The organism is Halobellus ordinarius, from assembly GCF_031823395.1.
Lineage (GTDB): Archaea > Halobacteriota > Halobacteria > Halobacteriales > Haloferacaceae > Haloquadratum > Haloquadratum ordinarius.
Window position 1 is genome coordinate 65553 of sequence record NZ_JAVQKJ010000005.1, and the last position, 25150, is coordinate 90702.

Consider the following 25150-nt stretch of genomic DNA (forward strand, 5'->3'; position numbering starts at 1 on the left):
TATACTGCTATATTGATAATTCTACTGGTATGTCAAACAATCATTGCATTTCGTCGGTGTGTAAGTGACATGCCGCCGGGTGGTCCCCGTCGTCGAGGTGGGGTTCTTCTCGCTCGCAGACGCTCTCGAACGTCGCTCTGAGCACTGCTTCGGCCTCGTCCCAGCGGTCGGCTTTCAGGTGCTCGAAGGACTCCACGACGGCGGCTTCGGCCTCGCCTGAGAGGGGGCCATCAAAGAAGTACTCGAAGAGCGCGGCGTGTTCGCCGCCGCCGTCGGCGACGGCGTTAGGGGCTGCATCGACGGCACCGCCCGCGTCCGCCTCGATGGCCTCCAGGCTGATGTCGCCGGATTCGACGCGTTGCCGGTAGAACATCACTTCGCGGTAGCGCTCCTGATCGATGTCTAAGTCCTCCGGCGGGATGATCGACGGACAGCGCGTCCGGAACCGGCAGTTCGAGGGGGGATCGATCGGGGAGGGGACGTCGCCCCGCAGGATAGTTCGGTCGCCGGTCGCCGCCGTCGGATCAGGTTCCGGGATCGCCGACAGGAGCGCCCGTGTGTAGGGATGTTTCGGCGTCTCGAACAGTTCGTCGGTGTCGGCCACCTCGACGATCTTTCCCAGGTACATCACGGCGACCCGATCGGAGATGTGCCGGACGACGCTGAGGTCGTGGGCGATAAAGAGGTACGTGAGTCCGAACTCCTCTTGGAGGTCCTCCAGGAGGTTGATGATCTGCGCCTGCACCGAGACGTCCAGCGCCGACACCGGTTCGTCGGCGACGATGAAGTCGGGGTCCACCGCGAGCGCCCGGGCGATGCCGACGCGCTGGCGCTGCCCGCCGGAGAGTTCGTGCGGGTAGCGGTCGTACTGTGCCCGTTCGAGCCCGACGGCTTCCAGCAGCTCGAAGACCCGTTTGCGCCGCTCGCCTTTCGCGAGCCCGTGGATCTTCAGCGGCTCCATAATCGTCTGCCCGGCGGTCATTCGGGGATCGAGACTCGACATCGGATCCTGGAACACCATCTGCATATCCTTCCGGCGCTCGCGCAGTTCCGACTTCGAGAGCGAGCCGAGTTCCTCCCCCGCGAAGACGACCGTTCCGTCCGTCGGGGGGTTGAGGTGGAGGATCGCCCGGCCCGCGGTGGATTTGCCGCAACCGGACTCGCCGACCAGACCGAGGGTCTCGCCCTCGCGGACGGTCAGATCGACGCCGTCGACCGCCCTGACGCTCGGGCTCTCGCCCGCCAGCAGCCGGTCGAAGACGCTGTCGTCCTGCTCGTAGTACTTCCGCATCCCCACCGTCTCTAAGAGCGGTTCGCCGACGTCGGAAGGGAGCGCAGCGACGCCTTCGTCGGATCCGTACTCCGATTTCTCGAAGGACTCGTGGATGCACTTCGATCGGTGATCCACGGTGTCGGGGCCGTGCTGTAGCTCCTGGATCTCTCCCTCGCGACACTCCGGTTCGGCCCAGGGACACCGTGGCGCGAAGTGACATCCCTTGGGCATATCGATCAGATCTGGAACGTTCCCCTCGATGGGGGTGAGCCGATCCTTCTCCTCGGTCGGGATGGACTCGAGCAGCGTGTAGGTGTAGGGGTGGCTGGGGTTGTGGAAGATCTCCTCGACGGGCCCCTCCTCGACGATTTCGCCAGCGTACATCACGGCCACGCGGTCGCAGGTCTCGGCGACGACCCCCAGATCGTGGGTGATCATCAGGACCGACATCCCGAACTGTGCCTGGAGGTCGTCGATGAGATCGAGGATCTGCGCCTGGATTGTCACATCCAGTGCGGTCGTCGGCTCGTCGGCGATCAGGAGCCGCGGGCGGCACGCCAGGGCGATCGCGATCAGGACCCGCTGGCGCATCCCGCCGGAGAACTCGTGGGGGTAGTCGTCGAGCCGCGCCTTCGCCTCCGGGATCCCGACCTCCCGGAGCATCTCGACGACCTCCGCCATCACCTCCTCGTCGCCCGTCCGCCCCCCGATCTTCGGGAGGATCTCGCGGATCCCGTTGAGCCAGGAGTCCCGTTTTTGCCCGCCATAGCGGTGGAGCCGCAGGGACTCGGCGATCTGTTCGCCGATCGTCACGGCCGGGTTCAGGGAGGTCATCGGATCCTGGAAAATCATCCCCATCTCTCCGCCGCGGATCCGGCGGACGGCCTCCTCGGGCGCGGCCGTCACGTCGACGATCCCCCTCTCGATCCCGGCGTCACTCGGGTCGGTCCCGCCCCGGATCCGGTCCCGCGCCCGATCGTCGACGTACACGAATCCGTCGGTCGCGTCCTCGAGCGCGCGGCGGAGGGCGTCACCGACGGCGTCGGGGTCGTCGTGATCGTCCAGGCGCCCCGCCGACTCCCGGAGATCGGACGCGAGGTCGTCGGGATCGTCCAATCGGGCGAGGTCGGCGGCCAGCGAACGAAGGTCTCCGGCCGCTCCCCGGGCGTCCGCCTCCGAGCGGAGGTCGTCACAGACGGCGTGTGCCGCGTCGATCGGATCGAACGGGTACTCCACGAGGGCGCCGCCGAATTCCGAAAGCAGTCTCCCCGCCAGGGCCGCGTCCTGGAACGTGACCCGACCGTCGACAATCTCGCCCGGGTCGTCGACGATATCCATCGCGGAGAGGGCGGTGACGCTCTTCCCGGATCCGGACTCGCCGACCAGACCGACGGTCTCGCCCGCCTCGATGGTGAGGTCGATTCCGTCGACGGCCTTGACAGCGCCTCGCTCGGTTCTGAATTGGGTTCGGAGGTTCGAAAGAGAGAGGAGGTCGGTCACTGAGAGGGATACACGTGCCACGGGAAAAATACCTTATGGAGGGTCCGGTGGGAACGCTTTTTGCGGACGGCGCCGCTCCAACGAATATGACTGGCCCGTCGCCGAGTGATGCGCCCACGAACGTCCAGGCCCAGGAGGGGTGGGACGCCGTCGTCGAAGATATGGAAGCGACCGCCGCGACGTACCGCGAGCAGGGCTGGCGGGCGCTCGAACTCCACCCGGGGGATTCGGTGCTCGTCGACTCCGACCGCCGCCGGGGGCTCGATGTCCTCCTCCCCGGCCCCGAGTTCGAGGAACTGGAGGCCGCCGTCGAATCGGGATCGTTCACCGACGTCGAGGTGTTCCGCGCCGAGAGCGGCGGCCTGCTCTACCTGCTCGTCGTCGAGCGGGATCCCCAGGAGGAAACCGTGGTGCTCGTTCCCGCCTACTACGATCCGATTTCGTCGAGCGAGACGCTCGAGTCGATCGAGGAAGACGGGACGTTCAAACTGTTCTGTCGTCGGCTGAACGACGACACCGTGGAGTTCGCCCACGGCGACCCCTCGCCGTTCCTCCCGGAGACGGCGTAGCGCTGTTTTAGCTCCCTTTCATACTGATTACTCTCGTCTCTTCCCGCCGAGCGCCGCCAACGGGGACGGCGCTCGGCGGTAAACAGTGAGAGTAATCAGTATCAGGAAGGACGGAAAATTGAAACAGTCTCGGGGAGATACCTCTCGATATGGAATCTGTTGACGACTCCCCGATCACCCGAAACGGAAACTCTCTGATCCTCGCGTACGACCACGGGACGGAACACGGCCCGGTGGACTTCGAACCGATGCCGAAAAGCGCCGACCCCACACACGTCTTCGAGGTCGGGAGACACAGTGCAGTAACGGCCATCGCGCTCCAGAAAGGCAACGCCGAATACTACCGGAACTGGGAGACCGAACACGCCGTCGACGACGCGGCGCCGCTGCTCGTCAAACTGAACGGCAACTCGAACCTCGCGAAACGCGACGACTACTACTCCCCCAAACAGTGCTCGGTGGAGTACGCCGTCGAACACCTCGACGCCGACGCGATCGGCTACACGATGTACGCGGGGTCGCTCCACGAAGACGAGATGTGGAAGGAGTTCCGCGAGGTCCAGGAAGCCGCACGGCAGTACAGCGTTCCCATCGTGATGTGGAGCTACCCGCGCGGTAAAGGGATCCAGGAGAACGACGCCTACAGCGGGCAGGACGACCCGGACGTCGTCGCGTACGGCGGCCGCCTGGGGCTCGAACTCGGCGCCGACGTGGTCAAATGCAAGTATCCCGGCAGCCAGGAAGGCTGGCGGCAACTCGAAGACGCCGTCGGCGATCTGAAGACCGTGATGAGCGGCGGATCGAAGCGGAGCGACGAGGAGTTCCTCGCGGACGTGTCCGCGACGGTCGAGGCCGGCGGCAACGGTCTCGCGGTCGGCCGGAACATCTTCCAGCGCGAGAACCCCGAGGGACTGCTTGACAAACTCGAAACAGTCCTCTTCGAGGAGTAGAGCTCCGACGAGATCGATAGTTGCGTTCGCAAGTGGTCGCCACTCGATCGCCCGACGTCGTGCGGTCAGGAGAACAGCTTCTTCAGGCGCGCGAAGAGGCCCTTCTCTCGGTCGCCGCCGCGCCGTTGCCCGCCGGCGTCGGCGTCGCCGCCCGCAGCCGGTTCGTCGGCAGCGTCGTCGTCCCCTCCGCCAGCCTCGACCGCACCCGTTTGGCCCTCCTCGACTAACTCGGCGGCCTGCTCGAAGAGGCTCTCGGGGTCGTTGACGCCGTCCTTCACCGTTCCCTTCACGAGCGGCTTGCCCTCGAATCGTTCCCGGCTGACGGCCGTATCCGAGGCGATGATGACCGCGTCGGCATCGTCGATCTCCGCGGTCGTGAGTTCGTTCTGGGCGCCCATCGCGCCCTGCACCTCGACTTTGATCTCGTGGCCGAGCCGTTCGGCGGTCTGTTCGAGGTTCTCGGCGGCCATCTGGCTGTGCGCGATCCCGGTCGGGCAGGAAGTGACTGCGACAACGTTCATTGTGTGGTCTCTGTTAACACGTCTTTCACTTGGTCTTTTGTGCTGGCCGCAAGCGCCCGTTCCGCGAGATCACGGGCGTCAGCGAGCGTCGTCTCCGTCACGGCTTTCTTCACCTGCGGCACCGTGACAGCGCTCATACTCAGTTCGTCGAGGCCGAGACCGACGAGCAGTTCCGTCAGATCGGGATCGCCCGCCATCTCGCCGCACATCCCGACCCAGACGTCCGTGCCCTCGGTCGCCTCGACGGTCATTCGGATCGCACGGAGCACCGCAGGCTGGCGGTAGTCGCCGAGGTCCGCCACCCGGTCGTTGCCGCGCTCTGCGGCCATCACGTACTGTGCGAGGTCGTTCGTCCCGATGCTGAAGAACTCGACGTACTCGACGAGGTCGGCCGCGAGGAACGCAACCGCCGGCGTCTCGATCATCACGCCGAACTCCGGGAGGGCGTACTCCTCGCCCTCGGCGTCGAGGTCGGCCGCGACCGACTCCAGGACCTCCCGGGCCTCCCGGACCTCCTCGACGGTGGTGACCAGCGGGAGCATCACCGAGAGGTCTCCACCCGCATCGTCGCCGGCCGCACGCAGGAGTGCGCGCAGTTGCGTTTCGAAGAGATCCGCGTCGGGTCCCAGCGATCGCCTGATGCCGCGCTCGCCGAGGAAGGGGTTCTCCTCGTCGGGCAGATCCAGGTACCCCACCGGCTTGTCGCCGCCGATGTCGAGCGTCCGGACGACTACCCGGCCCTCCGGGAACGCCTCCAGAGCCTCCCGGTACGCCGTGTACTGCTCGTCCTCGTCCGGCGGCGACGTCCGATCGAGGAAGAGAAACTCCGTGCGATACAGGCCGATCCCGTCGGCGCCGCGGTCGGCCGCAGGCCCGACGTCCGCCTCCGTACCGACGTTAGCGGCGACCTCGATCGGCGTCCCGTCGGCCGTCGCGACCGGATCCGCGCGGATTTCGACGTCCTCGCCGCCCGCGGCTGCCTCTCGCGTCTCGTCGTCGGGGTCGACGACGAGCGTTCCCTCCGTGCCGTCGACGACGACATCGGCGCCGTCGGCGACGTCGTTCAGGGCGTCTCCGATGCCGACTACCGCTGGCAGCGCCAGTGAGCGCGCGAAGATCGCCGCGTGAGACGTCCGGCCGCCGGTCACGGTCGCGAATCCGGCCACGCGCTCGGGGTCGAGCTGAGCGGTGTCACTCGGTGTTAGCCGTTCAGCGAGCACGACGCTCCCCTCGGGGAGCGCCGAGAGGTCGACTCGATCGCCGCCGACCAGCACCCGCACCAGGCGATCGCGGACGTCGCGGAGGTCGTCGGCGCGCTCGGCCATCCGGCCTTCCATCTCGGCGAACTGCTCGACGAACCGATCGAATGTCCGGGTGACGGCGTGTTCGGCGGAGAGCCCCTCGTCGATGGCGGTCTCGACGCCCTCGGTGATCTGGGGATCCTCGAGGAACTGGATGTGCGCGTCGAAGACCTCGGCTTCCGCCTCGCCGACGCGCTCGGCCGTCCGCTCGCGCTCGGCGCGGATCTCCTCGCGTGCCTCGTCGCGGGCCGCCTCGAACCGCTCCCGTTCGGCGTCGGCGTCGACCGACTCGGGGGCCGGCGGCTCGTCGAGTTCCGCGTCCGGCGCGTACCAGACGACCGTGCCGACGCCCGAAAGCGGCGTAACGCCCACCCCGGAGAGTCGTTGCTCCGGCATTCAGAGTTCATCCTCCGGGGTTGTCAGGATCCGTTCCAGTTCGTCCAGTGCGGCCTCGGCGTCTTTGCCCTCCGCGGTCAGACGGACGTCCTCGCCGGTCGCAACCCCCAGGCCGGTCACCGCGAGCATACTCGCGGCGTTCACGAGGTCGCCGTCGACGTGGCCGACGCGGATCTCCGCGCCGAACTCGTTTGCCGCCTCGACGAACTTCGATGCCGGCCGCGCGTGCAGGCCGTCCTCGGGAACGACGGTGACGACGCGTTCGGGCATCAGTTGACCGCCTCCCGGACGGTGTTCTGGACGGTTTCGGGGTCCTCTGCTGCCAACAGCGTCTCGCGGACATCCTCGTGCATCAGTGCCCGGGAGAGCGCGCTCAAGATCTGTAAGTGTTCCTCGCCACCCTCTGCAGGCACGAGAATCATAAACAGGAGGTGCGCCGGCTTGTCGTCCATCGCGTCGAAGTCGATGCCCGCATCCGAGCGAGCGAACGCGACGGACGGCTCCTCGACGGCGCTCGTCTTCGCGTGCGGGATCCCGATGCCCATCCCGACGCCCGTGGTCGCCTCCTGTTCTCGCTCGCGGAGCGCGTTCAGTGCCGCCTCCCTGTCGGTGACGCGGCCGTTGTCCGCGATGAGATCGAGGAGAAACTCGACTGCTGCTTCCTTCTCGGCGGGCGGTTCGGTCAGCGAGATGTGCGCCTGCGGGAACAGTCGATCGATGTCGTCTTCGAGCATAGGTACTGAATTCGTTGACTGGAACCGTAAGGATTCGTGTTCGATCCGGCCCCCAGCGGTGAGTGGAGTCTGGCGGCGCGACCCAAACGTGAGGACCGACCGTCGGACGGACTGCTGTGACGTTTCGCCGTCCGTCGCCCACGACGGTGTGGCGATGGACGGGACGAAACTGCCGCAGTCCGTCTCAGTCGCCCGCGCTTGCCCCCGCAGTGGCATCAGCCTCCCCGGCCGCGCCGACGCCCTCCTCGTAGTCGGGCTTGAGGACAGTCGCGAGCGCCGCCGTCACGAGCGAACCGATGACGATGGCGGCCAGGAACACGAACGGGCTGTTCGACAGCGGGACGACGAAGATGCCGCCGTGCGGGGCGGGCATCGAAACGCCGAGCGACATCGACATCGCCGCGCCGACGGCGCTGCCGACCATGATCGAGGGGATGACCCGGATCGGATCGGCCGACGCGTAGGGGATCGCCCCCTCGGTGATGAACGAGAAGCCGAGGATGATCCCGGACTTGGCGTTCTCGTACATCTCTTCGGCGTACTTGTGCGGCGCGATGAAGTTCGAGATCGCCAGACCGATCGGCGGGATCATCCCGGCGATCATCACCGCGGCCATCGGTTCGGTGACGCCTTCGGTGATCAGTCCGGCGGCGAACACGTAGGCGACCTTGTTGACCGGACCGCCCATGTCGAACGCCATCATCGCGCCGAGGATGCCGCCGACGAGAAGCGCCTGCCCGCCCTGAAGTCCCTGCAGGTACGCGGTCAGTCCCGCATTCGCGATGGCGACGGGGACACCGAGGACGAACAGCGCAATCGGCGAGACGATCGCCATCGTCAGGACCGGGACGATGAGCACCGGCATCATCGGCCGGATGAAGTCCGGAACGCTCCAGTTTTTGATCCACCGGGCGATGTAACCGACGAGGAGGCCGACGACGAGCGCTCCGAGGTATCCGGCACCCGCTTCGCCGCCCTGTAACCCGATAACCTCGCCCGCCGCCACCAGCACCTCACCCTGCTGGATCAGATACGACGCGAGAAAGCCTGGTGCGAGCCCCGGTCGATCCGCAATCGCGTACGCGACGTACGCACCGAGGATCGGGACCATAATTGTGAGGCCCAGGCCACCGATCTGACCGAGGAAGTACGCCAGCGTCCCGACCTGTGACGTGTCCGGGGCTCCGTTGGGCCCCGTCGGCGCGACGGCGAACCCCAGCGCCAGGAAGATCCCGCCGATCGTCACGAACGGGATCATAAACGATACGCCGGTCATGAGGTCCTCTTTGACCTTCGTCAGGTGGGACCGCATCTTGCTCTTAGCTTTGCTTGACATACGTCTTCCTCACGATTGTTTTCCAACGAACGACTAAGAACTTTCGTTCGTGTTTGTTTCTGACCGATATAAAGCTAAGATAGTCGAAAGCACACAGCGTCCGGCTCAGACCGACCGGACCTCGACCGTCTCCCGATCCGCGACGACGTCGTCGAAGGACGGGACCCGAGTTCCGGGGACCGAGACGACTCGCGCGGCGACGACGATCGCCGTCCGGAGCGCACTCGCTTGCGGCTCTCCGCGGACGAGTCCGGCGAGAAAGCCCGAAAGCATCGCGTCGCCCGCACCCACGGTGTCGACGACGTCGACGGGGAGAGCCGGAGCGTAGAGCGCCTCCGCCTCGGAGACGAGGAGCCCGCCGTCGGGGCCGAGCGACGCGAGCACGTAGCGAAACCCGCGTTCTCGAAGCACCCGGGCGGCCGCGGCGCAGTCCTCGATCGTCCCGACATCACGGCCCGTCGCCGTCCCGAGTTCCTCGCGGTTTGGCTTACAGACCAGGTAGTCGGCATCCAGGCGCTGCAGAAACGAGCCCCCCATATCCACCGCGGTCTCCCAGGGGCCGGCGCGTGCCAGCCGATCGACGGCGTCGACGTCGACGCCCCGGGGGAGACTTCCGGCGATCACGAGTCGGGAGGGTGACCGTTCGCGGACGCGCTCGACGAGTGTGTCGACGTCGTCGCCGCCGACCAGCGGGCCGTCGTGGTTGATCTTGTACTCGCCGTCGGGGCTCAGGATCGTCGTGTTGAGCCGCGTCCGTCCCGTGATTTCGACGAAGTCGTGGGCGACGCCGTCGTCGTCGAGAGCCTCCCGGATCATCAGCCCGAAGGACCCACCCAGGAAGCCGGTTGCGGGCGCGTCCACGTCGAGGGCAGTCAGGTACTGCGAGACGTTGATGCCCTTCCCGCCGGCGTCGAACTGCGCGTCGTCGGTCCTGGCGACGCCGCCTGCTTCCAGCGGTTCGTCGAGGCTAATCGTGTGGTCGACCGCCGGATTCATCGTCACCGTCAGCACGTCGTCGCCGTCGCTCATCACGACCTCGCCTCCACAACGGGGACCTCTGCAGCCTCGAACCACTCGCGGGCCTCCGCCGGGATGCCGCCGGCGGTGACGAACAGGTCGACGTCATCGAGACGGGCAAAGCTCACAAACGACCGTTCGCCGATCTTCGAGGCGTCGGCGACGAGGACGACCCGCGAGGCCCGCTCGACCATCAGCTCTTTGACGCGGGCCTCCTCCTCGTTGGGGGTCGTCAAGCCCGTCTCGTGATCGATCGCGTTCGCTCCCAGGAAGAGCAGATCGAAGTTCGTCCGTTCGAGGAACGATTCTGCGGTCGGTCCGACCAGAGAGCGGGTCCGCCGGCGGAGCGTTCCGCCGGTCAGTTTCACGTCGTTTTCCTCCTTGCCCAGTTCGACCGCCAGCCGCGGGGAGTTCGTCACCGCGAGCATCGAGCCGTCCTTCGGCGCCTGCGTGGCCACCTGCATCGTCGTCGTGCCCGCATCGAAGAAGACGACCTCTCCGTCGGTAATCTCCTCGATCGCCCGTTCGGCGATTGCCCGCTTCTCTTTGAGATTCTGGACCTCCTTTTGCCCGTACGCCTGTTCGTGGCCGACGCTCGTGACAGGGACCGCGCCACCGTGAGACCGCTCGATCCGCCCGCGCTCTTCGAGTTCCTGGAGGTCGCGCCGGATCGTCGCCTTCGAGAACCCGAGATCCTCGGCGAGCGCTTCGACCGACTGTCCGTCCTTCCCGGTAACGAGTTCGACGATGCGACGTTTTCGCTCAGCGGGTAGCATATGAGTTGCTCGTCGCACCTTCTCTCTGTGTATTGTTAATGGTTTGTGTTCGTATGCTCGTGAGTTAGTCCCGAAACCGATTCGATTCGATCACAAACAAACAGATCCGCTGGATTCCTGGATCGATAGCGGAGTCAGAAGCCGGGACTGAGGGCAACGATTATTGCGGAATAGTGTATATATGGGAGTTATAAACAATATTGGACCGACAGATCGGAGCGTCAGACTGGCAGTCGGCGTACTACTGGTCGCTATCGGGCTCGCGAACGTCGGTGGCGTCATATCCCTCGGTGTCGTCGGGGGCGTCGCGCTCCTCGTCGGCGCGGTGCTCATCGGAACCGGCCTGCTCCGAACGTGTCTCCTCTATCGGGTCGTCGGCATCGACACCTCGCAGGGCCGATAGAGATGGAGCGGTTTCGGAACACCGGACAGCCGGACTGGGACTGGTGGGGGCGGCTGTGGCCGACACCCGGTGAGACCCTGCGTCGACTCGGTATCTCCGACTCCGACGTCGTCGCGGAGGTCGGGTGCGGAAACGGCTATTTCGCGCTCCCGGCCGCCCGGATCACGGCCCCCGAGCCGGTGTATGCACTCGACATCGAGCCGTCGCTCCTGACGGAACTGTCGAATCTCGCCGACCGGGAAGCGATCGACAATCTCGTCCCGATCCACTGCGACGCCCGAAACCTGCGGAACCATCTCCCCGACGGCGTAGACACCGTCCTCATCGCGAACACGTTCCACGGGATCGAAGACGTCTCAGGGTTCCTCCAGGAGGTGTCCACGGCGCTCCCAGCCGACGGCCGGTTCGTCGTCGTCAACTGGTACGACCAGCCGCGTGAGGAGACGACTGTGATGGGAGAGCCACGCGGCCCGCCGGCGGAACTGCGGCTCTCACCCGCTGAGACGACGGACTGCGTCGAAAGCGGGTCGGCATTTTCGCTGGAACGGCAGGTCGAACTGCCACCATATCATTACGGGCTCGTCTTCGAGCGCGCCCGCCGGTGATGTCGTCCGCCGGAACCGGGAGGTGAGATCGCGCCGCCGTGGCCGCGTTTTCCCCGCGCCTTCGATTTCCCACTATATTGGATCCTTCGCCCAATATTAATACGTCGCGGGACGAAGTGGTGTATGTACTTATGACTGAGACCGAACTCGAAGCCCAGGAAACCGTCGACGCCCGCGGTGCGGCGTGTCCCGGTCCGCTTATGGATCTCATCGGCAAGATCCGTAGTGTCGACCCCGGGACAGTGGTACTGCTCCTGAGCGATAACGACCAATCGAAGACCGACGTGCCGGAGTGGGCCGAGGAGTCCGGCAACGAGGTGCTGGGGATCGAAGAGCGCGACGACCACTACGCGTTCTACGTGGAGAAAACATGACAGAGGAAATCGTCATCGTCGGCGGCGGGACTGGCGGGACCGTGCTAGCGAACGACCTGGCGGACCGCCTGTCGCCCGAACTGGACCGCGGGGACGTCCGAATCACGCTGATCAACGACAGTCCAGATCACGTGTACAAGCCGGTGTGGCTGTACGTCCCCTTCGGTCAACGGGAGCCCAGCGATGGCCGCCGGCCGCTGTCGGAACTCCTCGACGACCGGGTGAATCTCCGGATCGATCGCGTGTCCGAAATCGACACCGACGCCCAAGCACTGCAGACACGCGAGAGTCGAGACGGAACCGAGTACGACAAACTCGTCCTCGCGACGGGGTCGACGCTGGCTCCCGACCGAATTCCCGGCCTCGAAGCCGGTGGCCACGACTACTACAGCGAATCCGGCTCGGAGGCGCTCAGAGAGGAGCTGCTGTCGTTTACCGAGGGGCACATCGTGCTGAGCGTCATCGGCACGCCGCATATGTGTCCGGCCGCGCCGCTGGAGTTCGTGTTTATGACCGACGACTGGTTCCGAGAGCGGGGACTCCGCGACGACGTCGATATCACGTACACGTATCCCATCGGGCGGGTCCACGGCAACCCGCACATCGCCGAGTGGGCGAAGCCGCTGATGGAGGAGCGCGACATCGCCATCGAGACGTACTTCAACGCCGAGGAGGTCGATCCCGACGCGGAGACGATCGTCGGGATGGGCGGGAGCGAAATCGACTACGACCTCCTCGTCTCGATTCCGCCGCACAGCGGCGTCGATCTGATCGCCGAGGCCGGTCTCGGCGACGACGGCTGGGTCGACGTCGACAAACACACCCTCGAGGCCGAACACGCGGAGAACGTGTACGCTATCGGCGACACGGCCGACACTGGCGTCCCGAACGCCGGCAGCGTCGCCCACTATCAGGCGGGCGTCGTCGGACAGCGCCTGGCAAGCGAGATCCGCGGTCGACCGGCGACAGAGACGTACGACGGCAAGACCCTGTGCTTCATCGAGACGGGGATGGACGCGGCGTCCTTCGTGGAGTTCAACTACGAGGATCCGCCGTCGCCCGCCCCGCCGTCCCAGAAGCTCCACTGGTCGAAACTGGCGTACAACGAGTCCTACTGGCTCACTGCACGGGGGTTACTCTGAGATGTCCGAAGAAGTAGGGGCCGAGGAGTCCAACGAGATAGAAGCGAACCAGTCCGAACTGCAAGCGGCCATCGCCGAGAACCCCGAGGCGGTCGCGGAGTTCGTTGAGCGACTGGACGCCGTCAACGAACTGCTCGACGTGCTCGCTCTCGGCGAGAGCGCGCTCACTGACGAGATGGCGCGCGACGTCGCCGGGACGACCGCCACACTGGCGGAATCCGCGGACGGCATCGCGACCGACGAGACGGCGGCGCTGGCCGAAACCGTCGGGGAGAACGGCGCGGAGATCGAAGCCGCACTCGAATCGATACTCGCGCTCCAGCGGTCCGGAACGCTCGACGAACTGGTCGAGCTCGCGGAGGTCGTCTCGCTTCTGACGGCGGCACTCGACGACGAGATGGTGCGGTCGCTCGCGGGGACTGGCTCCGGACTGGGCGAACTCGCTCAGACCGCCGCCGACGAGGAGACCCGCGAGGGACTGGACACCCTGCTGTCCAGTGTCGGTGCAGCCGAACGCGACACGTCGGAACCGGTTGGCGCCCTGGGGCTGATAAAAGCGACCCGGGACCCGGAGGTCCAGCGCGGCCTGGGCTATCTGCTGTCGCTCTCGCGGGCGATCGGTCGGTCACAGTCGGACGACGGAGCCGACTCACGGTAACCGTCTCGCGGTTTTCGCCACCGGAGACGGCGCCTTTCGCCGGGTTGGTCTCGCGAACCGCCGAATAGCGGCGCTGCTCCTACTGAGACCCGAAGACGTATCGGAACAAAAGAGACGCGGCGACCCTAGACGAGTAGCTGGATGTCGGCATCGGCCATATCCTGGAGCGCCGTCGCCGCCCCGACTCCAGTCGTGACACCGTCGTAGAACTCGTCCTCGTCGTACCCCATCAGGTCGATGGTCATCTGACAGGCCTGGAATTCCACGCCCATATCGAGGCTGGTCTCGACGAGTTCTTCGATGGTCGCGGTGTCGTTGTTGTCGATTTTGCGTTCCATCATCGTCGTCGTCACCCGGTCCATCCCGGGGAGCGCGCCCACGAAGTTCGGGACCGGCATATTGGGGTTGCCGACGGAACTCAGTTTGAGGTTCTTCGACCGTTTCTCGTGGAGGATTTCGAGCCCCCAGAACGTGTGAAAGACAGTCACGTCGTAGCCGAAGGCGGCCGCAGTGCTGGCGAGGATGAGCGGCGGGTACGCCATGTCGAGCGTCCCCTTCGTGGCGATGATGCTCATCTTCTTCGCGTCGTCCTCGTCGGTAGCCTCGGCCAGCGACTCCTCCAGATCTTCGATGCGTGCCTGGAGTTCCGCCCGCGAGGGGGCGTCATCCGCCGATGCGGAGGGGGTGTCCGTGCTCATCGTCACTCCGTCTTCCGGACGTAGTGTTTGAACACGTCGTCACCCTCCACCTGGTCGAGAAGCTCTACACCGGCTGTTCCGTCCGCCCATCCCTGGATGTCGCTCATACTCCCCGAATCGGTGGCGAGCACTTCGAGGACCTGTCCCACCTCGATGTCGTCGACGGCGGATTTCGTCTTCACGACCGGCATTGGACACGATGCACCTTTCACGTCGAGCGTCTCCGCGATATCGAATTCTGCACTCATAGTTTTGATCTGCTCCGTGCGTCTGTATTGGAGCTACCGCACAATATACTCTACCCGGTTAAAAGAATGTTGATTCTTGTACGGACTGTGAATTACTCTCAGGTGCCGAGTCCGACCCTATTCCACACATACACGCGGGTAATCACGCTATTATCTGTAAAACCGCCACGAATGGTATTGTGTATTTAGCGGATTACTATACAAACTCTTTAGTATCTCCGTCCGGTACGAGGGAATGCACTATATGAATCCAGAAGACTTCCCGACTCCGGACGCCGACGTGGAGACAGTCGCCCCGGAGACGCTGAAGGATCGTATCGACGCGGGCGAAGAGGTCACGCTCCTCGACACGCGGATGACCTCCGAGTACGAGGAGTGGCACATCGACGGCGAGAACGTCGAGTCGATCAACGTCCCCTACTTCGAGTTCCTCGACGAGGAGGTCGACGACGACGTCCTCGATGGGATCCCCGACGACCGTGAAGTGACCGTCCTGTGTGCGAAGGGCGGCGCAAGCGAGTACGTCGCTGGGACCCTCGCGGAACGCGGTTACGAAGTCAATCACCTCGAAGACGGAATGAACGGCTGGGCGAGCATCTACGAGGCCGTCGAAGTGACCGAGTACGACGGCGCGGGGACGCTACTGCAGTACCAGCGGCCGTCCTCGGGCTGTCTCGGATACCTGCTCTACGACGACGGCGAAGCGGCGATCATCGATCCGCTCCGGGCGTTCACCGGCCGGTATCTCGATGACGCCGAGGACCTCGGCGTCGACCTCACGTACGCGCTCGATACGCACATCCACGCAGACCACATCTCGGGCGTCCGCAACCTCGACGAGGAAGGCGTCGAGGGCGTGATTCCCGAAAACGCCGTCGACCGCGGCGTCACCTACGCCGACGACCTGACGACGGCAGCCGACGGCGACACGTTCCAGGTCGGCGACGCGACCATCGAAACCGTCTACACGCCCGGTCACACGACCGGAATGACCTCGTATCTCGTCGACGGGAGCCTGCTTGCGACCGGCGACGGGCTGTTCGTCGAGAGCGTCGCCCGCCCGGACCTCGAAGAGGGTGACGAGGGCGCGCCCGATGCGGCGCGGCTGCTCTACGAGTCGCTGCAGGAGCGCGTGCTGACACTTCCCGACGACACGCTGATCGGCGGGGCGCACTTCAGCGACGCCGCCGAGCCCGCCGACGACGGGACGTACACCGCCCCGATCGGCGACCTCGTCGAAGAGATGGACGCGCTGCGGATGGACGAGGACGACTTCGTCGACTTGATCCTCTCGGACATGCCGCCGCGGCCGGCCAACTACGAGGACATCATCGCGACGAACCTCGGCCAGAACACCGTCGACGACGAGGAGGCGTTCACGCTCGAACTCGGCCCGAACAACTGCGCTGCGAGCCAAGAGTCGCTTGCGGGTGACTGAGACCGCCGATGGTGACTGATCCGGTCTTCGCACAGGTTGTCGCCGAGCTGTTCCCCAACGGGATCAGTCGCTACGCCGTCGGCGGACTGCTCGTCGGCCTCGGCACCGTCGTGATCTACCTCGGGACGGGTATCCCCGCCGGGGCGAGCACGTTCCTCGAGTCGACGCTGTCGTACGTCTCCGACCTGCCGCGGTTCCAGCAGTACGTCGGCTCCCGGGACTGGCGGCTCGTGTTCACGGCCGGGATCATCCTCGGCGCGCTGGCCTTCGCCGCGACGTTCCAGTCCGGCCTGGTCACGAGTTCCCTGTACGAGCCCGGAACGACCGGACAACTGTACGAGGTCGGCGGCGTGACGCTGTGGATGACCGACGTCCAGCCGTGGCGACTGTTCCTGGGTGGCATCCTCGTCGGCATCGGCACCCGTGTCGGCAAGGGCTGTACGTCCGGTCACGGCGTTTGTGGCGTCGGCTCGGCATCGAAGACGTCCATCCTCGGCGTGGTCACGTTCCTGACGGTGGCAATCGGGACGGCACAGGTCGTCGCCGCACTGGGGGTGAGCCCGTAGATGGCCGACCGCCATCCCCTGTTCAAGCCGCTGATCTTCGTCGGCGGCCTGATCTTCGGGTTCGGGCTCGGGTTCAGCCACATGGCGCGCCCGGAGGTCGTGCTGAACTTCCTCCTGTTCGAGGATCTCGGCCTTCCGTTCGTTATGTTCGGGGCCGCCATCGTCTCCGGCGTTGCCTTCGCGCTGCTCCCTCGGATTCGAGACGCCGCGCCGCTTACCGGCGCCCCCTACGAGCGCCGACTGAAGTCCTTCGACCGGAACGTCCTCGTCGGCGGCGCCATCTTCGGCGTCGGCTGGGGGCTCTCCGGCATCTGTCCGGGTGCGGCTTACGCCAGCCTCGGTGTCGGCAACGTCACGATCCTCTGGGCGCTCGCCGGGATGTTCATCGGCGCCTACGTCCAGGGCTACTGGCGGAGTCGAACGGCCGATACTGAACCCCTCGCTGCGGGTGCGGACTAACTACTCGTTCTCAATTCTCAACTACTAATGGAACTTTCTGTACTCGCTCTCTTCTTGATTGCCGGACTCGCAAGTCTGTTTATGGCGTGGGTCATCGGCGCCGGATCCAGCGGCGCGACGCCGTTTGCGCCGGCCGTCGGCGCCAACGCGATCTCGACGATGCGCGCGGCGTTCGTCGTCGGGATCTTCGGGTTCGCCGGCGCGGTAATCCAGGGGGCGAACGTCTCCGAGGCCGTCGGTCGCGGGCTCGTCGGCGGCGTCAGCCTCCCGGCGGAGGCCGTCATCGTCGTCCTCCTGATCGGCGCCGGACTGATGGCGATCGGCATCAAGACGGGCTATCCGATCGCGACTGCCTTCACCGTGACCGGCGCAGTGATCGGCGTCGGCCTCGCGCTGGGCGGCACTCCCGTCTGGCCGAAGTACCGCCAGATCGGCGCGGTCTGGGTCCTGACGCCGTTCGTCGGCGGCGGGATCGCCTACGCGATCGCGAGCGTGCTCCCTCGCAAGGACGTCCCGGAACGGTTCAGTATCCCGCCGCTTGCCGCCCTCGTCGGCGCGGTCGTCGCCAATCTGCAGTTCACCGGGCTCGGACCGGGTGGCACGGCGGGCTCGCTCGTGGCGTTGAGCGGGCGTACGCTCGGAACCGACCATCCGCTGCTTCCGTGGGCTGTCTCGCTCTCCGTCGCGGCCGCGGTTGCCGCGATCGTCTGGTGGGACGTCCGTCGCGACAGGGCCGGCGGGCTCCGGCGGGTGCTGCTCGCGTTCGGCTCGCTCGTCGCCTTCTCCGCCGGGGGCAGCCAGGTCGGGCTGGCCGTCGGTCCGCTGCTGCCCCTTCTGGGCGACGTCGGCCCGATCCCGGTGATCTGGGTCCTGGCCGGCGGCGGTCTCGGGATCCTCGTCGGCTCCTGGACCGGCGCCCCGCGGATGATCAAATCGCTCGCGCAGGACTACTCGTCGCTCGGGCCGCGGCGCTCGATCGCGGCGCTCGTCCCCTCGTTTCTGATCGCCCAGGTGGCCGTCCTGCTCGGCGTGCCGGTCTCGTTCAACGAGATCATCGTGAGCGCGATCATCGGCAGTGGCGCGGCCGTCGGCGGGAGAGACGCGATCAGCGCTCGGAAGATCGGCGTCACCGTGGGCGCGTGGGCCGGGTCGTTCGGGATCGCGTTCGTGCTCGGATACGGCGCGAGCTGCGCGCTTCAGGTGGTCTGACGGCGAGATCGAGATCGAACGGACGAAAGGATCGCTCGCTGCAGGTCAGTCCAGCCGGTCGAGAACCGCTTCGGTGACCGCGGCGGTTCCCGCCTCCCCGCCGAGATCGGCGGTCCGCGGGCCGTCCGCGAGAACGGACTCTACAGCATCGTTGACGTCCGCTGCGGCTTCGTCGTAGCCGAGATGATCCAAGAGCATCGCCGCCGAGAGGATCGCCGCCGAGGGGTTCGCGACGCCCTCGCCCGCGATGTCGGGCGCGGTCCCGTGGACCGGCTCGAACAGCGCGTTGTCGGGGCCGACGTTCGCGGAGGGAAGCAGCCCCAGGCCGCCGACGAGGCCCGCCGCGAGGTCCGAGAGGACGTCGCCCGCGAGGTTCGGGCAGACGACGACGTCGAACTGCTCGGGGTCGAGACAGATCCGGGTCGCGAAGGCGTCCATCAGGACCTCCTCGGCGTCGACCCCCTCCGAGTCGGCGACGTCGACGACGGCGTCCCGGAAGCGGCCGTCGGTCTCGCGCATCACGTTCGCCTTGTGGGCGACGTGGAAACCCGATTCGCCGCGGTCCGTGACGTACTCGCAGGCGTACTCGGCCAGTCGCTCTGAGGCCGAGGTGGTGACCACGCGCGTCAGCGTCGAGAGGTCCTCGGAGAGGCGGTCCTCGTGGCCCGAGTAGACTCCTTCGGTGTTCTCACGCAGGAACACCAGATCGGTCTCCGGCCGGACGGCGTCGACGCCGGGGTAGGCCCGCGCGGGCCGGATGTTGACGAAGGAGCCGACGGCCTCCCGGAGCGGGAGGATGACGTCGGCTGCGGTCTCGCCGGCAGCGCCGAACAGCGTCGCGTCGGCCTCGGCGACGGTCTCGTAGGTCTCCGCCGGGAGTGCCTCGCCCGTCGCGTCTTTGACGGCGTCGCCGGCCTCTGCCTCGACAAACTCGAAGCCGCCGACGGCCTCCAGGACCGAGACGGCCGCGGGAACGACCTCCCGACCGATGCCGTCGCCCTCGATGACGGCGATCTGCTCAGACATCGGTGTAGGGGAGTTCGGCGGCCTTTTCGGCGACCGCGTCGGCGTTGGACTTCATCAGCGCCGTCGTGTCCCAGACGCCCTCGGTGAGCGCCCGCCGCTGTGCGTCGTCGACCGTGGCCTCGACGGTGGTATCGTCGTAGGCGACGCTCTCCTCCTCGACATCGACGTGGATCTCCTCGTCGGGGTTTTCGTCGATCCACGCCTGGAGTTCCTCTATCGTCTCGTGGTCAGCTGTGACCGTGGGGATGCCGAGCGCGAGGCAGTTGCCCGCGAAGATCTCGGCGAAGGACTCGCCGACGATGGCGTCGATCCCCCAGCGCATCAGCGCCTGGGGGGCGTGCTCGCGGGACGAGCCGCAGCCGAAGTTCGCGTTGACGACGAGCACCGAGGAGTCCTGGAACTGCGGTTCGTTGAACGGGTGGTCCTTCTGGTTGTCGTCGTCGTCGAACCGCAGGTCGAAGAAGGCGAACTCGCCGAGGCCGTCGAACGTGACGACCTTCATAAACCGCGCCGGGATGATCTGGTCGGTGTCGATGTCGTTGCCGCGGATCGGAACGCCCGATCCGGTGACGGAGTCGATCTCGGGGATCTCGTCGGTCATACGCGAGCCACCTCCTTCAGGTCGCGGACGTCAGTCACTTCCCCTTCGATCGCCGCCGCGGCGACCATCCGGGGGTTCATCAGGACGGTCCGCCCGTCCTTCGAACCCTGCCGGCCGATGAAGTTCCGGTTCGAGGAGGAGGCGCAGGCCTCGTCGCCCTCCAGTTGGTCCTCGTTCATCCCGAGGCACATCGAACAGCCCGCGTTCCGCCACTCGAAGCCGGCTGCCTCGAAGATCTCATCGAGGCCCTCGGCCTCGGCGGCGGCCTTCACGCGCTGGCTGCCGGGGACGACCATCGCGCGGACGTCCTCGTCGACCTGCCGGCCCTCGACGATGCTCGCGGCCCGGCGCAGGTCGGGAAGCCGGGCGTTCGTGCACGACCCGAGGAAGGCGACGTCGATCTCGTAGCCCTCCATCGTGTCGCCGGGGGTGACGCGCATATGTTCCTGTGCGCGCCGTGCGGTGTCCTGTTTGTCCTCCGGCAGCGATTCCGGTTCGGGGATGGGTTCGCTGATCCCGATCCCCTGGCCGGGTGTGGTGCCCCAGGTGACGACGGGCTCCAGTTCGGCGCCGTCGATGGTGACGACGTCGTCGTAGACGGCGTCGTCCTCGGAGCGGATGGACTCCCAGTAGGGCTTGAGTTCCTCGAACCGTTCCGGGTTCTCCTGGAAGTAGTCGGTGTCTTCGAGCCACTCGTAGGTGGTCTCGTCGGGGTTGACGTAGCCCGCGCGGGCGCCGCCCTCGATCGACATGTTGCAGATGCTCATCCGGCCTTCCATATCGAGGTTCTCGATGGCCTCGCCCCCGTACTCGTAGACGTAGCCGACGCCGCCCTCGGTGCCGAGACGGCGGATCACTTCGAGGATGATGTCCTTGGCCTCGACGCCGGGACCGAGTTCGCCCGTGACCTCGATCTTCCGGACCTTCTTTTTCTCCATCGCGACGGTCCCCGTCGCGAGGACGTCGCGGATCTGGCTCGTCCCGATCCCGAACGCCAGGGCGCCGAAGGCGCCGTGCGTCGAGGTGTGGGAGTCGCCGCAGACGATGGTCTTGCCAGGTTGGGTGAGTCCCTTCTCGGGGCCGATGACGTGGACGATGCCCTGTTCGCCCGAGGTGGGATCGGAAAAGTCGATGCCCGCCCCGCGGACGTTCTCTTCGAGTTCGCTCATCATCTCCTCGGCGGCGTCGTCGCTGTAGGGGCGCGATTGGTCCGCCGTCGGGACGATGTGGTCGACCGTCGCGTGCGTGAGTTCGGGATAGGCGACCTCCAGGCCGCGCTCTTCGAGCATCCCGAACGCCTGCGGGCTCGTCACCTCGTGGATGAGATGAAGGCCGACGAACAACTGCGTCTGTCCGGTCGGCAGCTCGGAGACGGTGTGCTCCTCCCAGACCTTGTCGTACAGGGTTCCTTCGCTCATCTGCGCTCCCCCGTTCGGTTCGGTGTCGTCTTTTTGTATACTCTCATCGTCATCGTCAGTCGTCCGCGGCTGCCTCTGCCGTCTCGGCGTCGTCGGATTCCTCGTCGGCCCACGCGAACAGGTCACGCAGCGGCGCGCCGACCTGTTCGATGTGGTGGGTCTCCTCGGCGTGCTTCAACTGGGTGTAGGAGGGGCGGCCCGCCTGGTTCTCCGCGATCCACTCGCGGGCGAACGTGCCGTCCTGGACGGCGTCGAGGATCTCCTCCATCCGCTCGCGGGCGTGGTCGTCGATGACGTCGTCGCCGCGGGTGAGGCCGCCGTACTCGGCGGTGTCGGAGACGGAGTCCCACATATTCGAGAGGCCGCCCTCGTACATCAGATCGACGATGAGCTTCATCTCGTTGAGGCACTCGAAGTACGCCATCTCCGGGGAGTAGCCCGCGTCGACGAGCGTCTCGTAGCCCTCCTTGACGAGGGCGGTCATCCCGCCGCAGAGGACGGCCTGCTCGCCGAAGAGGTCGGTCTCGGTCTCCTCGCGGAACGTGGTCTCGATGACGCCCGCGCGGGTACAGCCGATTCCGTGGGCGTACGCCAGCGCTTCCTCGCGCGCGTCGCCCGTAACGTTCTGGTAGACTGCGACGAGGCCGGGCGTGCCCTGGCCGGACTCGTAGTTCCGGCGGACGAGGTGCCCGGGAGACTTCGGCGCGACCATCGTCACGTCGACGTCCTCGGGCGGGCGGATCTGGTTGTAGTGGATGTTGAAGCCGTGGGCGAACTGGACCGTGTCGCCGGCCTCGATGCCGTCGCGGATGTTCTCGAACACCGCCGGCTGGACGGTGTCCGGCACCAGAATCGAGACGATGTCGGCCTCCGCGGCCGCGTCGGCGGGGGTCTCGACCCGCAGGCCGTCGGCTTCGGCCGCCGCGCGCGAGGAGGAATCCTCGCGCAGGCCGACCACCACGTCGACCCCGCTCTCGGCGAGGTTCTGTGAGTGGGCGTGGCCCTGGCTACCGTAGCCGATGACGGCCACCGTCTTGTCGTCGATGTGGGAGCGATCCGCGTCGTCGTCGTAGTACACTGTCGTGTTCAGCTCTGAGTCTGTCATTGTACGTTCGTCGGTTGTGTTGGTTCGTCCGCGGTCCCGGGCTTTTCGCCCGGAACGGTCGCTTGATTCCCGCGTGCCAGCGCCGTGTAGCCGGTTCGGGCGATCTCGATGATCCCGAACTGCCGGAACGCGTCGATCGCGTCGTCGATCTCCTGCTCGCCGCCGGTCAGTTGCACGGTGATCGTCTCCGGGCCGGCGTCGAGGGTCTGGCCGTCGTACATCTCGGTGACGGCGTGGACCTTGTCGGGCTCGTCGCCCTCGACCTTCAGGAGGACGAGTTCGGTCCGCACCGCGTCGTCGTCGAGTTCACCGATGGCGATGACGGGCTTGAGTTTTCCGAGTTGCTTCTTCACCTGGTCGATGCCCGGCTCGGACTCCTCGACCACCATCGTGATCCGCGAGTGGTTCTCGACGGTCGTCGGGCCGACGGTGAGGCTCTCGATGTTGAACTGCCGCCGGGAGACCAGCCCCGAGACGCGCGAGAGCACGCCGGGGTCGTCCTCCACGAGCGCCGACAGCACCGCACGCCGGATCTCGGGTTCGGCCTCCGCCTCGGGATCGATACGGATCCCCTGGGAGTTCCGCCGCCCCTCCGGGTGCGGCCGCTCGTCGGGTTCCGGCCCCTTCAGTCCGTGTTTCGGTAGCTCGTCGTCCGTCTCGTCGGTCTCGTCGGAACTCATAGCTGGTCCTCCGTGAGTGCGAATTTGCCGTTCGCGCCGCCGGAGGGCACCATCGGGTAGACGTTCTCCGCCGGATCGATGTGGAAGTCGATCACGGAGGGGCCGTCGTACGCGAGGGCCTCCTCGACGGCGTCTGCGACCTCGTCGTAGTCGTCGACGCGCCACCCGCGGGCGCCGAACGCCTCCGCCAGCATATCGAACTCGGGACACCAGTTGTACTCCGCGGCCATCCGGCGGCCCTCGAAGAAGGCGTCCTGCCACTGGCGGACCATCCCGATGTACTCGTTGTTCAGCACCGCGACGGTGATGTCCATCTCCTCTCTGACCGCCACCGACAGCTCCTGGATCGTCATCAGGAAGGAGCCGTCGCCGTCGACGCAGACGACGTCCTGATCGTCGTCGGCCGCGACGCGCGCGCCGATGGCGGCCGGCAGGCCGTACCCCATCGTTCCGAGCCCGTGGCTCGACACCCACGTCCGCGGCTCGGTGTACGTCCAGTACTGGGAGGCCCACATCTGGTGCTGGCCGACGCCGCTCGTGACGATGGTGTCGTCGTCGGTCGCCTCGTCGAGCACCTCGACGACGAACTGCGGCTTCAGCGGCTCGTCGTCCGGCGTCGCGTAGTCCATCGGGTACTCGTCTTTCCAGGTCAGACACTGCTCGCGCCACTCGTCGGCGTCGGGTTCCGTCGTCAGCGCGTCGTCGAGTTGGTCGATGACGATCCCCGCATCGCCGATCAGCGGGTAGTCCGCGTGGATGTTCTTCGAGATCTCCGCGGGGTCGATGTCGATGTGGATGACCTCCGCCTCCGGCGCGAACGTGTCGATCCCGCCGGTCAGGCGGTCGTCGAAGCGGGTCCCGACGGCGATCAGCAGGTCCGTGTGCGTGATCGCCATATTCGCGTAGCCGGTGCCGTGCATCCCCGCCCACGACAGACAGAGGTCGTCGTCCTCGGGGAACGAGCCGATGCCCGGCATCGTCGTCACGACCGGGATCTCGTACTCGCGGGCGAACGCCCGCGCCTCGTCGGTCGCGTCGGCCTTGATGACGCCGCCGCCGAAGAGCAAGAGGGGCCGTTCGGCGGCCTCGATGGCGGCGGCGGCTTCCTCGACGTTCTCCTCGTCGGCGACGTACTGCGGCCGGGTCGTCGCCGGCGGTTCGGCCGGCGCGACGTCGCCATCGCTGTCACCGAGCGTGACGTTCTTCGGCAGGTCGACGAGCGTCGGGCCCGGACGGCCCTCGTCGGCCAGCGCGATCGCCTCGCCGACGGTGTCGCCGACGGTGTCGGGGTCGTCCGCGAAGTAGTTGTGCTTCGTGATCGGTGCCGTCACCCCGATGGTGTCGGTCTCCTGGAACGCGTCGGAGCCGACGATGTCCGAGGGGACCTGCCCGGTGAGCGCGAGCAGGCGGTCGGAGTCCATATTCGCGTCGGCGATGCCGGTGACCAGGTTCGTCGCGCCCGGCCCCGACGTCGCCAGGCAGACGCCGGGCTCGTTTCTGACGACGCTGAACGCGTCGGCGGCGTGTGCCGCGCCCTGCTCGTGGGCCATCGTGATGTGCCGGATGTCGGAGTGATACAGCGCGTCGTAGACGGGCATGATCGCCCCGCCCTGGACGCCGAACGCCGCCTCGATGCCCTCCTGTTCGAGGGCGCGCACGACGGCTTCGGAGCCGGTCGTCACTGGCGTGCGCTCTTCCGTCTCCGTCGATTCGGCAGCCGCATCTGACGTGTCGGCGGTCGCCTCCTCGGAATCGGCTGGTGCCTGTTTGCTCATCGGTGATCACCTCCTGTTGGCGGTCGGTGGGTACGTGTCAGTTCGGTTTGCGTGCGATACGTCGGGGTCGGTCGTGTGGATCGGGCGTGGGTCATAGTGATGACGGTCGCTGGTCGGTCACAGGGTGAGTGCGGACGGAGTCGAGCGGACGAAAACTGTGGATACGGGGCTAGGACGCCCCTACAATGATCCGCGAATCGACGTCGGCGCCGACGCCGGGCGACGGCCGCTGCGCGGACGCCGCCGTCTTCGTGGCGGCGGGCGTCGCGTGGATGAGCCGTCGTCGCATCGTACCTACGAGATTCTCCTCGTCCGTAATTAACGTTTCGAGCTTTTCCTCGCCTGCACCTACCGCTACGTGTTCGGTTGCCC

27 protein-coding genes are annotated in these 25150 nt (G+C 66.4%); 11 read left to right on the top strand and 16 right to left on the bottom strand.

Going from position 1 to position 25150, the window contains the following annotated elements:
• Window positions 1-40 precede the first annotated feature (40 nt).
• A complete protein-coding gene (locus RJT48_RS06895) occupies window positions 41-2773 on the bottom strand; it encodes an ABC transporter ATP-binding protein (protein ID WP_311171535.1) in 2733 nt (910 codons plus the stop codon).
• Window positions 2774-2859: 86 nt separating this feature from the next.
• On the opposite strand from RJT48_RS06895, the gene RJT48_RS06900 reads away from it, so the two are divergent.
• Together RJT48_RS06900 and RJT48_RS06905 are read left to right on the top strand one after the other, a co-directional pair.
• Window positions 2860-3342, top strand: coding sequence for a DUF7529 family protein (locus RJT48_RS06900; protein WP_311171536.1), 483 nt, complete (start codon window positions 2860-2862; stop codon window positions 3340-3342).
• Between the two features lie 149 nt (window positions 3343-3491).
• Window positions 3492-4292: a class I fructose-bisphosphate aldolase gene (locus RJT48_RS06905; RefSeq protein ID WP_311171537.1), complete on the top strand. Its 801-nt coding sequence runs from the start codon at window positions 3492-3494 to the stop codon at window positions 4290-4292.
• A gap of 65 nt (window positions 4293-4357) precedes the next feature.
• Here RJT48_RS06905 and RJT48_RS06910 read toward each other — a convergent pair whose 3' ends face one another.
• The 7 genes from RJT48_RS06910 to glpR all read right to left on the bottom strand — a co-directional run bounded on the left by RJT48_RS06910 (window position 4358) and on the right by glpR (window position 10373).
• Entirely contained in the window at window positions 4358-4813 is a 456-nt protein-coding gene (locus RJT48_RS06910) for a PTS fructose transporter subunit IIB (protein ID WP_311171538.1), read from the bottom strand.
• Window positions 4810-6510: a phosphoenolpyruvate--protein phosphotransferase gene (gene ptsP, locus RJT48_RS06915; RefSeq protein ID WP_311171539.1), complete on the bottom strand. Its 1701-nt coding sequence runs from the start codon at window positions 6508-6510 to the stop codon at window positions 4810-4812. The genes RJT48_RS06910 and ptsP overlap by 4 nt, the downstream gene beginning before the upstream one ends.
• Complete coding sequence (gene ptsH1 / locus RJT48_RS06920) at window positions 6511-6780, bottom strand: phosphocarrier protein HPr (RefSeq protein ID WP_311171540.1); 270 nt, start codon at window positions 6778-6780, stop codon at window positions 6511-6513.
• Window positions 6780-7244, bottom strand: coding sequence for a PTS sugar transporter subunit IIA (locus tag RJT48_RS06925; protein ID WP_311171541.1), 465 nt, complete (start codon window positions 7242-7244; stop codon window positions 6780-6782). The genes ptsH1 and RJT48_RS06925 overlap by 1 nt, the downstream gene beginning before the upstream one ends.
• A 184-nt stretch (window positions 7245-7428) precedes the next feature.
• Window positions 7429-8580 (bottom strand): PTS fructose transporter subunit IIC, encoded by a 1152-nt coding sequence (locus RJT48_RS06930; RefSeq protein WP_311171542.1) that lies wholly within the window; start codon window positions 8578-8580, stop codon window positions 7429-7431.
• 105 nt (window positions 8581-8685) lie between these two features.
• Window positions 8686-9609 (bottom strand): 1-phosphofructokinase, encoded by a 924-nt coding sequence (gene pfkB / locus RJT48_RS06935; protein ID WP_311171543.1) that lies wholly within the window; start codon window positions 9607-9609, stop codon window positions 8686-8688.
• Complete coding sequence (gene glpR / locus RJT48_RS06940) at window positions 9609-10373, bottom strand: HTH-type transcriptional regulator GlpR (RefSeq protein WP_311171544.1); 765 nt, start codon at window positions 10371-10373, stop codon at window positions 9609-9611. The genes pfkB and glpR overlap by 1 nt, the downstream gene beginning before the upstream one ends.
• A gap of 181 nt (window positions 10374-10554) precedes the next feature.
• Here glpR and RJT48_RS06945 point away from each other — a divergent pair, with 181 nt between their 5' ends.
• From RJT48_RS06945 to RJT48_RS06965, 5 genes are all read left to right on the top strand, one after another.
• On the top strand, window positions 10555-10776 hold the full coding sequence (locus tag RJT48_RS06945; protein WP_311171545.1) for a YgaP family membrane protein: 222 nt from the start codon (window positions 10555-10557) through the stop codon (window positions 10774-10776).
• A 2-nt stretch (window positions 10777-10778) separates the two neighbouring features.
• A complete protein-coding gene (locus tag RJT48_RS06950) occupies window positions 10779-11381 on the top strand; it encodes a class I SAM-dependent methyltransferase (RefSeq protein ID WP_311171546.1) in 603 nt (200 codons plus the stop codon).
• A 131-nt stretch (window positions 11382-11512) separates the two neighbouring features.
• Window positions 11513-11755 carry a sulfurtransferase TusA family protein gene (locus RJT48_RS06955; protein WP_311171547.1) on the top strand — a complete coding sequence of 81 codons (243 nt, stop codon included), beginning with the start codon at window positions 11513-11515 and terminating at the stop codon, window positions 11753-11755.
• Window positions 11752-12897 carry an NAD(P)/FAD-dependent oxidoreductase gene (locus RJT48_RS06960; RefSeq protein ID WP_311171548.1) on the top strand — a complete coding sequence of 382 codons (1146 nt, stop codon included), beginning with the start codon at window positions 11752-11754 and terminating at the stop codon, window positions 12895-12897. The genes RJT48_RS06955 and RJT48_RS06960 overlap by 4 nt, the downstream gene beginning before the upstream one ends.
• 1 nt (window position 12898) lies before the next feature.
• Complete coding sequence (locus RJT48_RS06965) at window positions 12899-13555, top strand: helical membrane plugin domain-containing protein (protein WP_311171549.1); 657 nt, start codon at window positions 12899-12901, stop codon at window positions 13553-13555.
• 125 nt (window positions 13556-13680) lie between these two features.
• Here the strand turns inward: RJT48_RS06965 and RJT48_RS06970 are convergent, their stop codons facing one another.
• On the bottom strand, window positions 13681-14253 hold the full coding sequence (locus RJT48_RS06970; protein WP_311171550.1) for a DsrE/DsrF/DrsH-like family protein: 573 nt from the start codon (window positions 14251-14253) through the stop codon (window positions 13681-13683).
• Between the two features lie 2 nt (window positions 14254-14255).
• Window positions 14256-14501 carry a sulfurtransferase TusA family protein gene (locus tag RJT48_RS06975; protein WP_311171551.1) on the bottom strand — a complete coding sequence of 82 codons (246 nt, stop codon included), beginning with the start codon at window positions 14499-14501 and terminating at the stop codon, window positions 14256-14258.
• Window positions 14502-14745: 244 nt separating this feature from the next.
• Between RJT48_RS06975 and RJT48_RS06980 the strand changes: the two genes are divergently transcribed.
• The 4 genes from RJT48_RS06980 to RJT48_RS06995 are packed head-to-tail and all read left to right on the top strand — an operon-like array spanning window position 14746 to window position 18173.
• Window positions 14746-15939, top strand: coding sequence for an MBL fold metallo-hydrolase (locus RJT48_RS06980; protein ID WP_311171552.1), 1194 nt, complete (start codon window positions 14746-14748; stop codon window positions 15937-15939).
• Between the two features lie 8 nt (window positions 15940-15947).
• The gene (locus RJT48_RS06985; protein WP_311171553.1) at window positions 15948-16505 is read left to right on the top strand and encodes a YeeE/YedE family protein; all 558 of its coding nucleotides are present in this window, start codon (window positions 15948-15950) and stop codon (window positions 16503-16505) included.
• Entirely contained in the window at window positions 16506-16964 is a 459-nt protein-coding gene (locus RJT48_RS06990) for a YeeE/YedE family protein (RefSeq protein ID WP_311171554.1), read from the top strand.
• Between the two features lie 27 nt (window positions 16965-16991).
• Window positions 16992-18173: an inorganic phosphate transporter gene (locus RJT48_RS06995; RefSeq protein ID WP_311171555.1), complete on the top strand. Its 1182-nt coding sequence runs from the start codon at window positions 16992-16994 to the stop codon at window positions 18171-18173.
• Between the two features lie 45 nt (window positions 18174-18218).
• Here the strand turns inward: RJT48_RS06995 and leuB are convergent, their stop codons facing one another.
• From leuB to ilvB, 6 genes are read right to left on the bottom strand one after another with little or no spacing between them, the layout of a single operon-like run.
• Window positions 18219-19199: a 3-isopropylmalate dehydrogenase gene (gene leuB / locus RJT48_RS07000; protein ID WP_311171556.1), complete on the bottom strand. Its 981-nt coding sequence runs from the start codon at window positions 19197-19199 to the stop codon at window positions 18219-18221.
• Complete coding sequence (gene leuD, locus RJT48_RS07005; protein WP_311171557.1) at window positions 19192-19800, bottom strand: 3-isopropylmalate dehydratase small subunit; 609 nt, start codon at window positions 19798-19800, stop codon at window positions 19192-19194. Before leuD ends, leuB begins: the two co-directional genes overlap by 8 nt.
• The gene (gene leuC / locus RJT48_RS07010; RefSeq protein ID WP_311171558.1) at window positions 19797-21218 is read right to left on the bottom strand and encodes a 3-isopropylmalate dehydratase large subunit; all 1422 of its coding nucleotides are present in this window, start codon (window positions 21216-21218) and stop codon (window positions 19797-19799) included. Before leuC ends, leuD begins: the two co-directional genes overlap by 4 nt.
• A 55-nt stretch (window positions 21219-21273) precedes the next feature.
• Window positions 21274-22323: a ketol-acid reductoisomerase gene (gene ilvC / locus RJT48_RS07015; protein WP_311171559.1), complete on the bottom strand. Its 1050-nt coding sequence runs from the start codon at window positions 22321-22323 to the stop codon at window positions 21274-21276.
• Window positions 22320-23003 (bottom strand): acetolactate synthase small subunit, encoded by a 684-nt coding sequence (gene ilvN / locus RJT48_RS07020; RefSeq protein WP_311171560.1) that lies wholly within the window; start codon window positions 23001-23003, stop codon window positions 22320-22322. Before ilvN ends, ilvC begins: the two co-directional genes overlap by 4 nt.
• Window positions 23000-24778, bottom strand: coding sequence for a biosynthetic-type acetolactate synthase large subunit (ilvB, locus tag RJT48_RS07025; protein ID WP_311171561.1), 1779 nt, complete (start codon window positions 24776-24778; stop codon window positions 23000-23002). The genes ilvN and ilvB overlap by 4 nt, the downstream gene beginning before the upstream one ends.
• Window positions 24779-25150 lie beyond the last annotated feature (372 nt).

What these genes read in the sequence shown, in the direction of transcription:
- RJT48_RS06900 (WP_311171536.1), top strand. Translation starts at nt 2,860, where the DNA reads ATGACTGGCCCGTCGCCGAGTGATGCGCCCACGAACGTCCAGGCCCAG.
- RJT48_RS06905 (WP_311171537.1), top strand. Translation starts at nt 3,492, where the DNA reads ATGGAATCTGTTGACGACTCCCCGATCACCCGAAACGGAAACTCTCTG.
- RJT48_RS06910 (WP_311171538.1), bottom strand. Translation starts at nt 4,813, where the DNA reads ATGAACGTTGTCGCAGTCACTTCCTGCCCGACCGGGATCGCGCACAGC.
- ptsP (WP_311171539.1), bottom strand. Translation starts at nt 6,510, where the DNA reads ATGCCGGAGCAACGACTCTCCGGGGTGGGCGTTACGCCGCTTTCGGGC.
- ptsH1 (WP_311171540.1), bottom strand. Translation starts at nt 6,780, where the DNA reads ATGCCCGAACGCGTCGTCACCGTCGTTCCCGAGGACGGCCTGCACGCG.
- RJT48_RS06925 (WP_311171541.1), bottom strand. Translation starts at nt 7,244, where the DNA reads ATGCTCGAAGACGACATCGATCGACTGTTCCCGCAGGCGCACATCTCG.
- RJT48_RS06930 (WP_311171542.1), bottom strand. Translation starts at nt 8,580, where the DNA reads ATGTCAAGCAAAGCTAAGAGCAAGATGCGGTCCCACCTGACGAAGGTC.
- pfkB (WP_311171543.1), bottom strand. Translation starts at nt 9,609, where the DNA reads ATGAGCGACGGCGACGACGTGCTGACGGTGACGATGAATCCGGCGGTC.
- glpR (WP_311171544.1), bottom strand. Translation starts at nt 10,373, where the DNA reads ATGCTACCCGCTGAGCGAAAACGTCGCATCGTCGAACTCGTTACCGGG.
- RJT48_RS06945 (WP_311171545.1), top strand. Translation starts at nt 10,555, where the DNA reads ATGGGAGTTATAAACAATATTGGACCGACAGATCGGAGCGTCAGACTG.
- RJT48_RS06950 (WP_311171546.1), top strand. Translation starts at nt 10,779, where the DNA reads ATGGAGCGGTTTCGGAACACCGGACAGCCGGACTGGGACTGGTGGGGG.
- RJT48_RS06955 (WP_311171547.1), top strand. Translation starts at nt 11,513, where the DNA reads ATGACTGAGACCGAACTCGAAGCCCAGGAAACCGTCGACGCCCGCGGT.
- RJT48_RS06960 (WP_311171548.1), top strand. Translation starts at nt 11,752, where the DNA reads ATGACAGAGGAAATCGTCATCGTCGGCGGCGGGACTGGCGGGACCGTG.
- RJT48_RS06965 (WP_311171549.1), top strand. Translation starts at nt 12,899, where the DNA reads ATGTCCGAAGAAGTAGGGGCCGAGGAGTCCAACGAGATAGAAGCGAAC.
- RJT48_RS06970 (WP_311171550.1), bottom strand. Translation starts at nt 14,253, where the DNA reads ATGAGCACGGACACCCCCTCCGCATCGGCGGATGACGCCCCCTCGCGG.
- RJT48_RS06975 (WP_311171551.1), bottom strand. Translation starts at nt 14,501, where the DNA reads ATGAGTGCAGAATTCGATATCGCGGAGACGCTCGACGTGAAAGGTGCA.
- RJT48_RS06980 (WP_311171552.1), top strand. Translation starts at nt 14,746, where the DNA reads ATGAATCCAGAAGACTTCCCGACTCCGGACGCCGACGTGGAGACAGTC.
- RJT48_RS06985 (WP_311171553.1), top strand. Translation starts at nt 15,948, where the DNA reads ATGGTGACTGATCCGGTCTTCGCACAGGTTGTCGCCGAGCTGTTCCCC.
- RJT48_RS06990 (WP_311171554.1), top strand. Translation starts at nt 16,506, where the DNA reads ATGGCCGACCGCCATCCCCTGTTCAAGCCGCTGATCTTCGTCGGCGGC.
- RJT48_RS06995 (WP_311171555.1), top strand. Translation starts at nt 16,992, where the DNA reads ATGGAACTTTCTGTACTCGCTCTCTTCTTGATTGCCGGACTCGCAAGT.
- leuB (WP_311171556.1), bottom strand. Translation starts at nt 19,199, where the DNA reads ATGTCTGAGCAGATCGCCGTCATCGAGGGCGACGGCATCGGTCGGGAG.
- leuD (WP_311171557.1), bottom strand. Translation starts at nt 19,800, where the DNA reads ATGACCGACGAGATCCCCGAGATCGACTCCGTCACCGGATCGGGCGTT.
- leuC (WP_311171558.1), bottom strand. Translation starts at nt 21,218, where the DNA reads ATGAGCGAAGGAACCCTGTACGACAAGGTCTGGGAGGAGCACACCGTC.
- ilvC (WP_311171559.1), bottom strand. Translation starts at nt 22,323, where the DNA reads ATGACAGACTCAGAGCTGAACACGACAGTGTACTACGACGACGACGCG.
- ilvN (WP_311171560.1), bottom strand. Translation starts at nt 23,003, where the DNA reads ATGAGTTCCGACGAGACCGACGAGACGGACGACGAGCTACCGAAACAC.
- ilvB (WP_311171561.1), bottom strand. Translation starts at nt 24,778, where the DNA reads ATGAGCAAACAGGCACCAGCCGATTCCGAGGAGGCGACCGCCGACACG.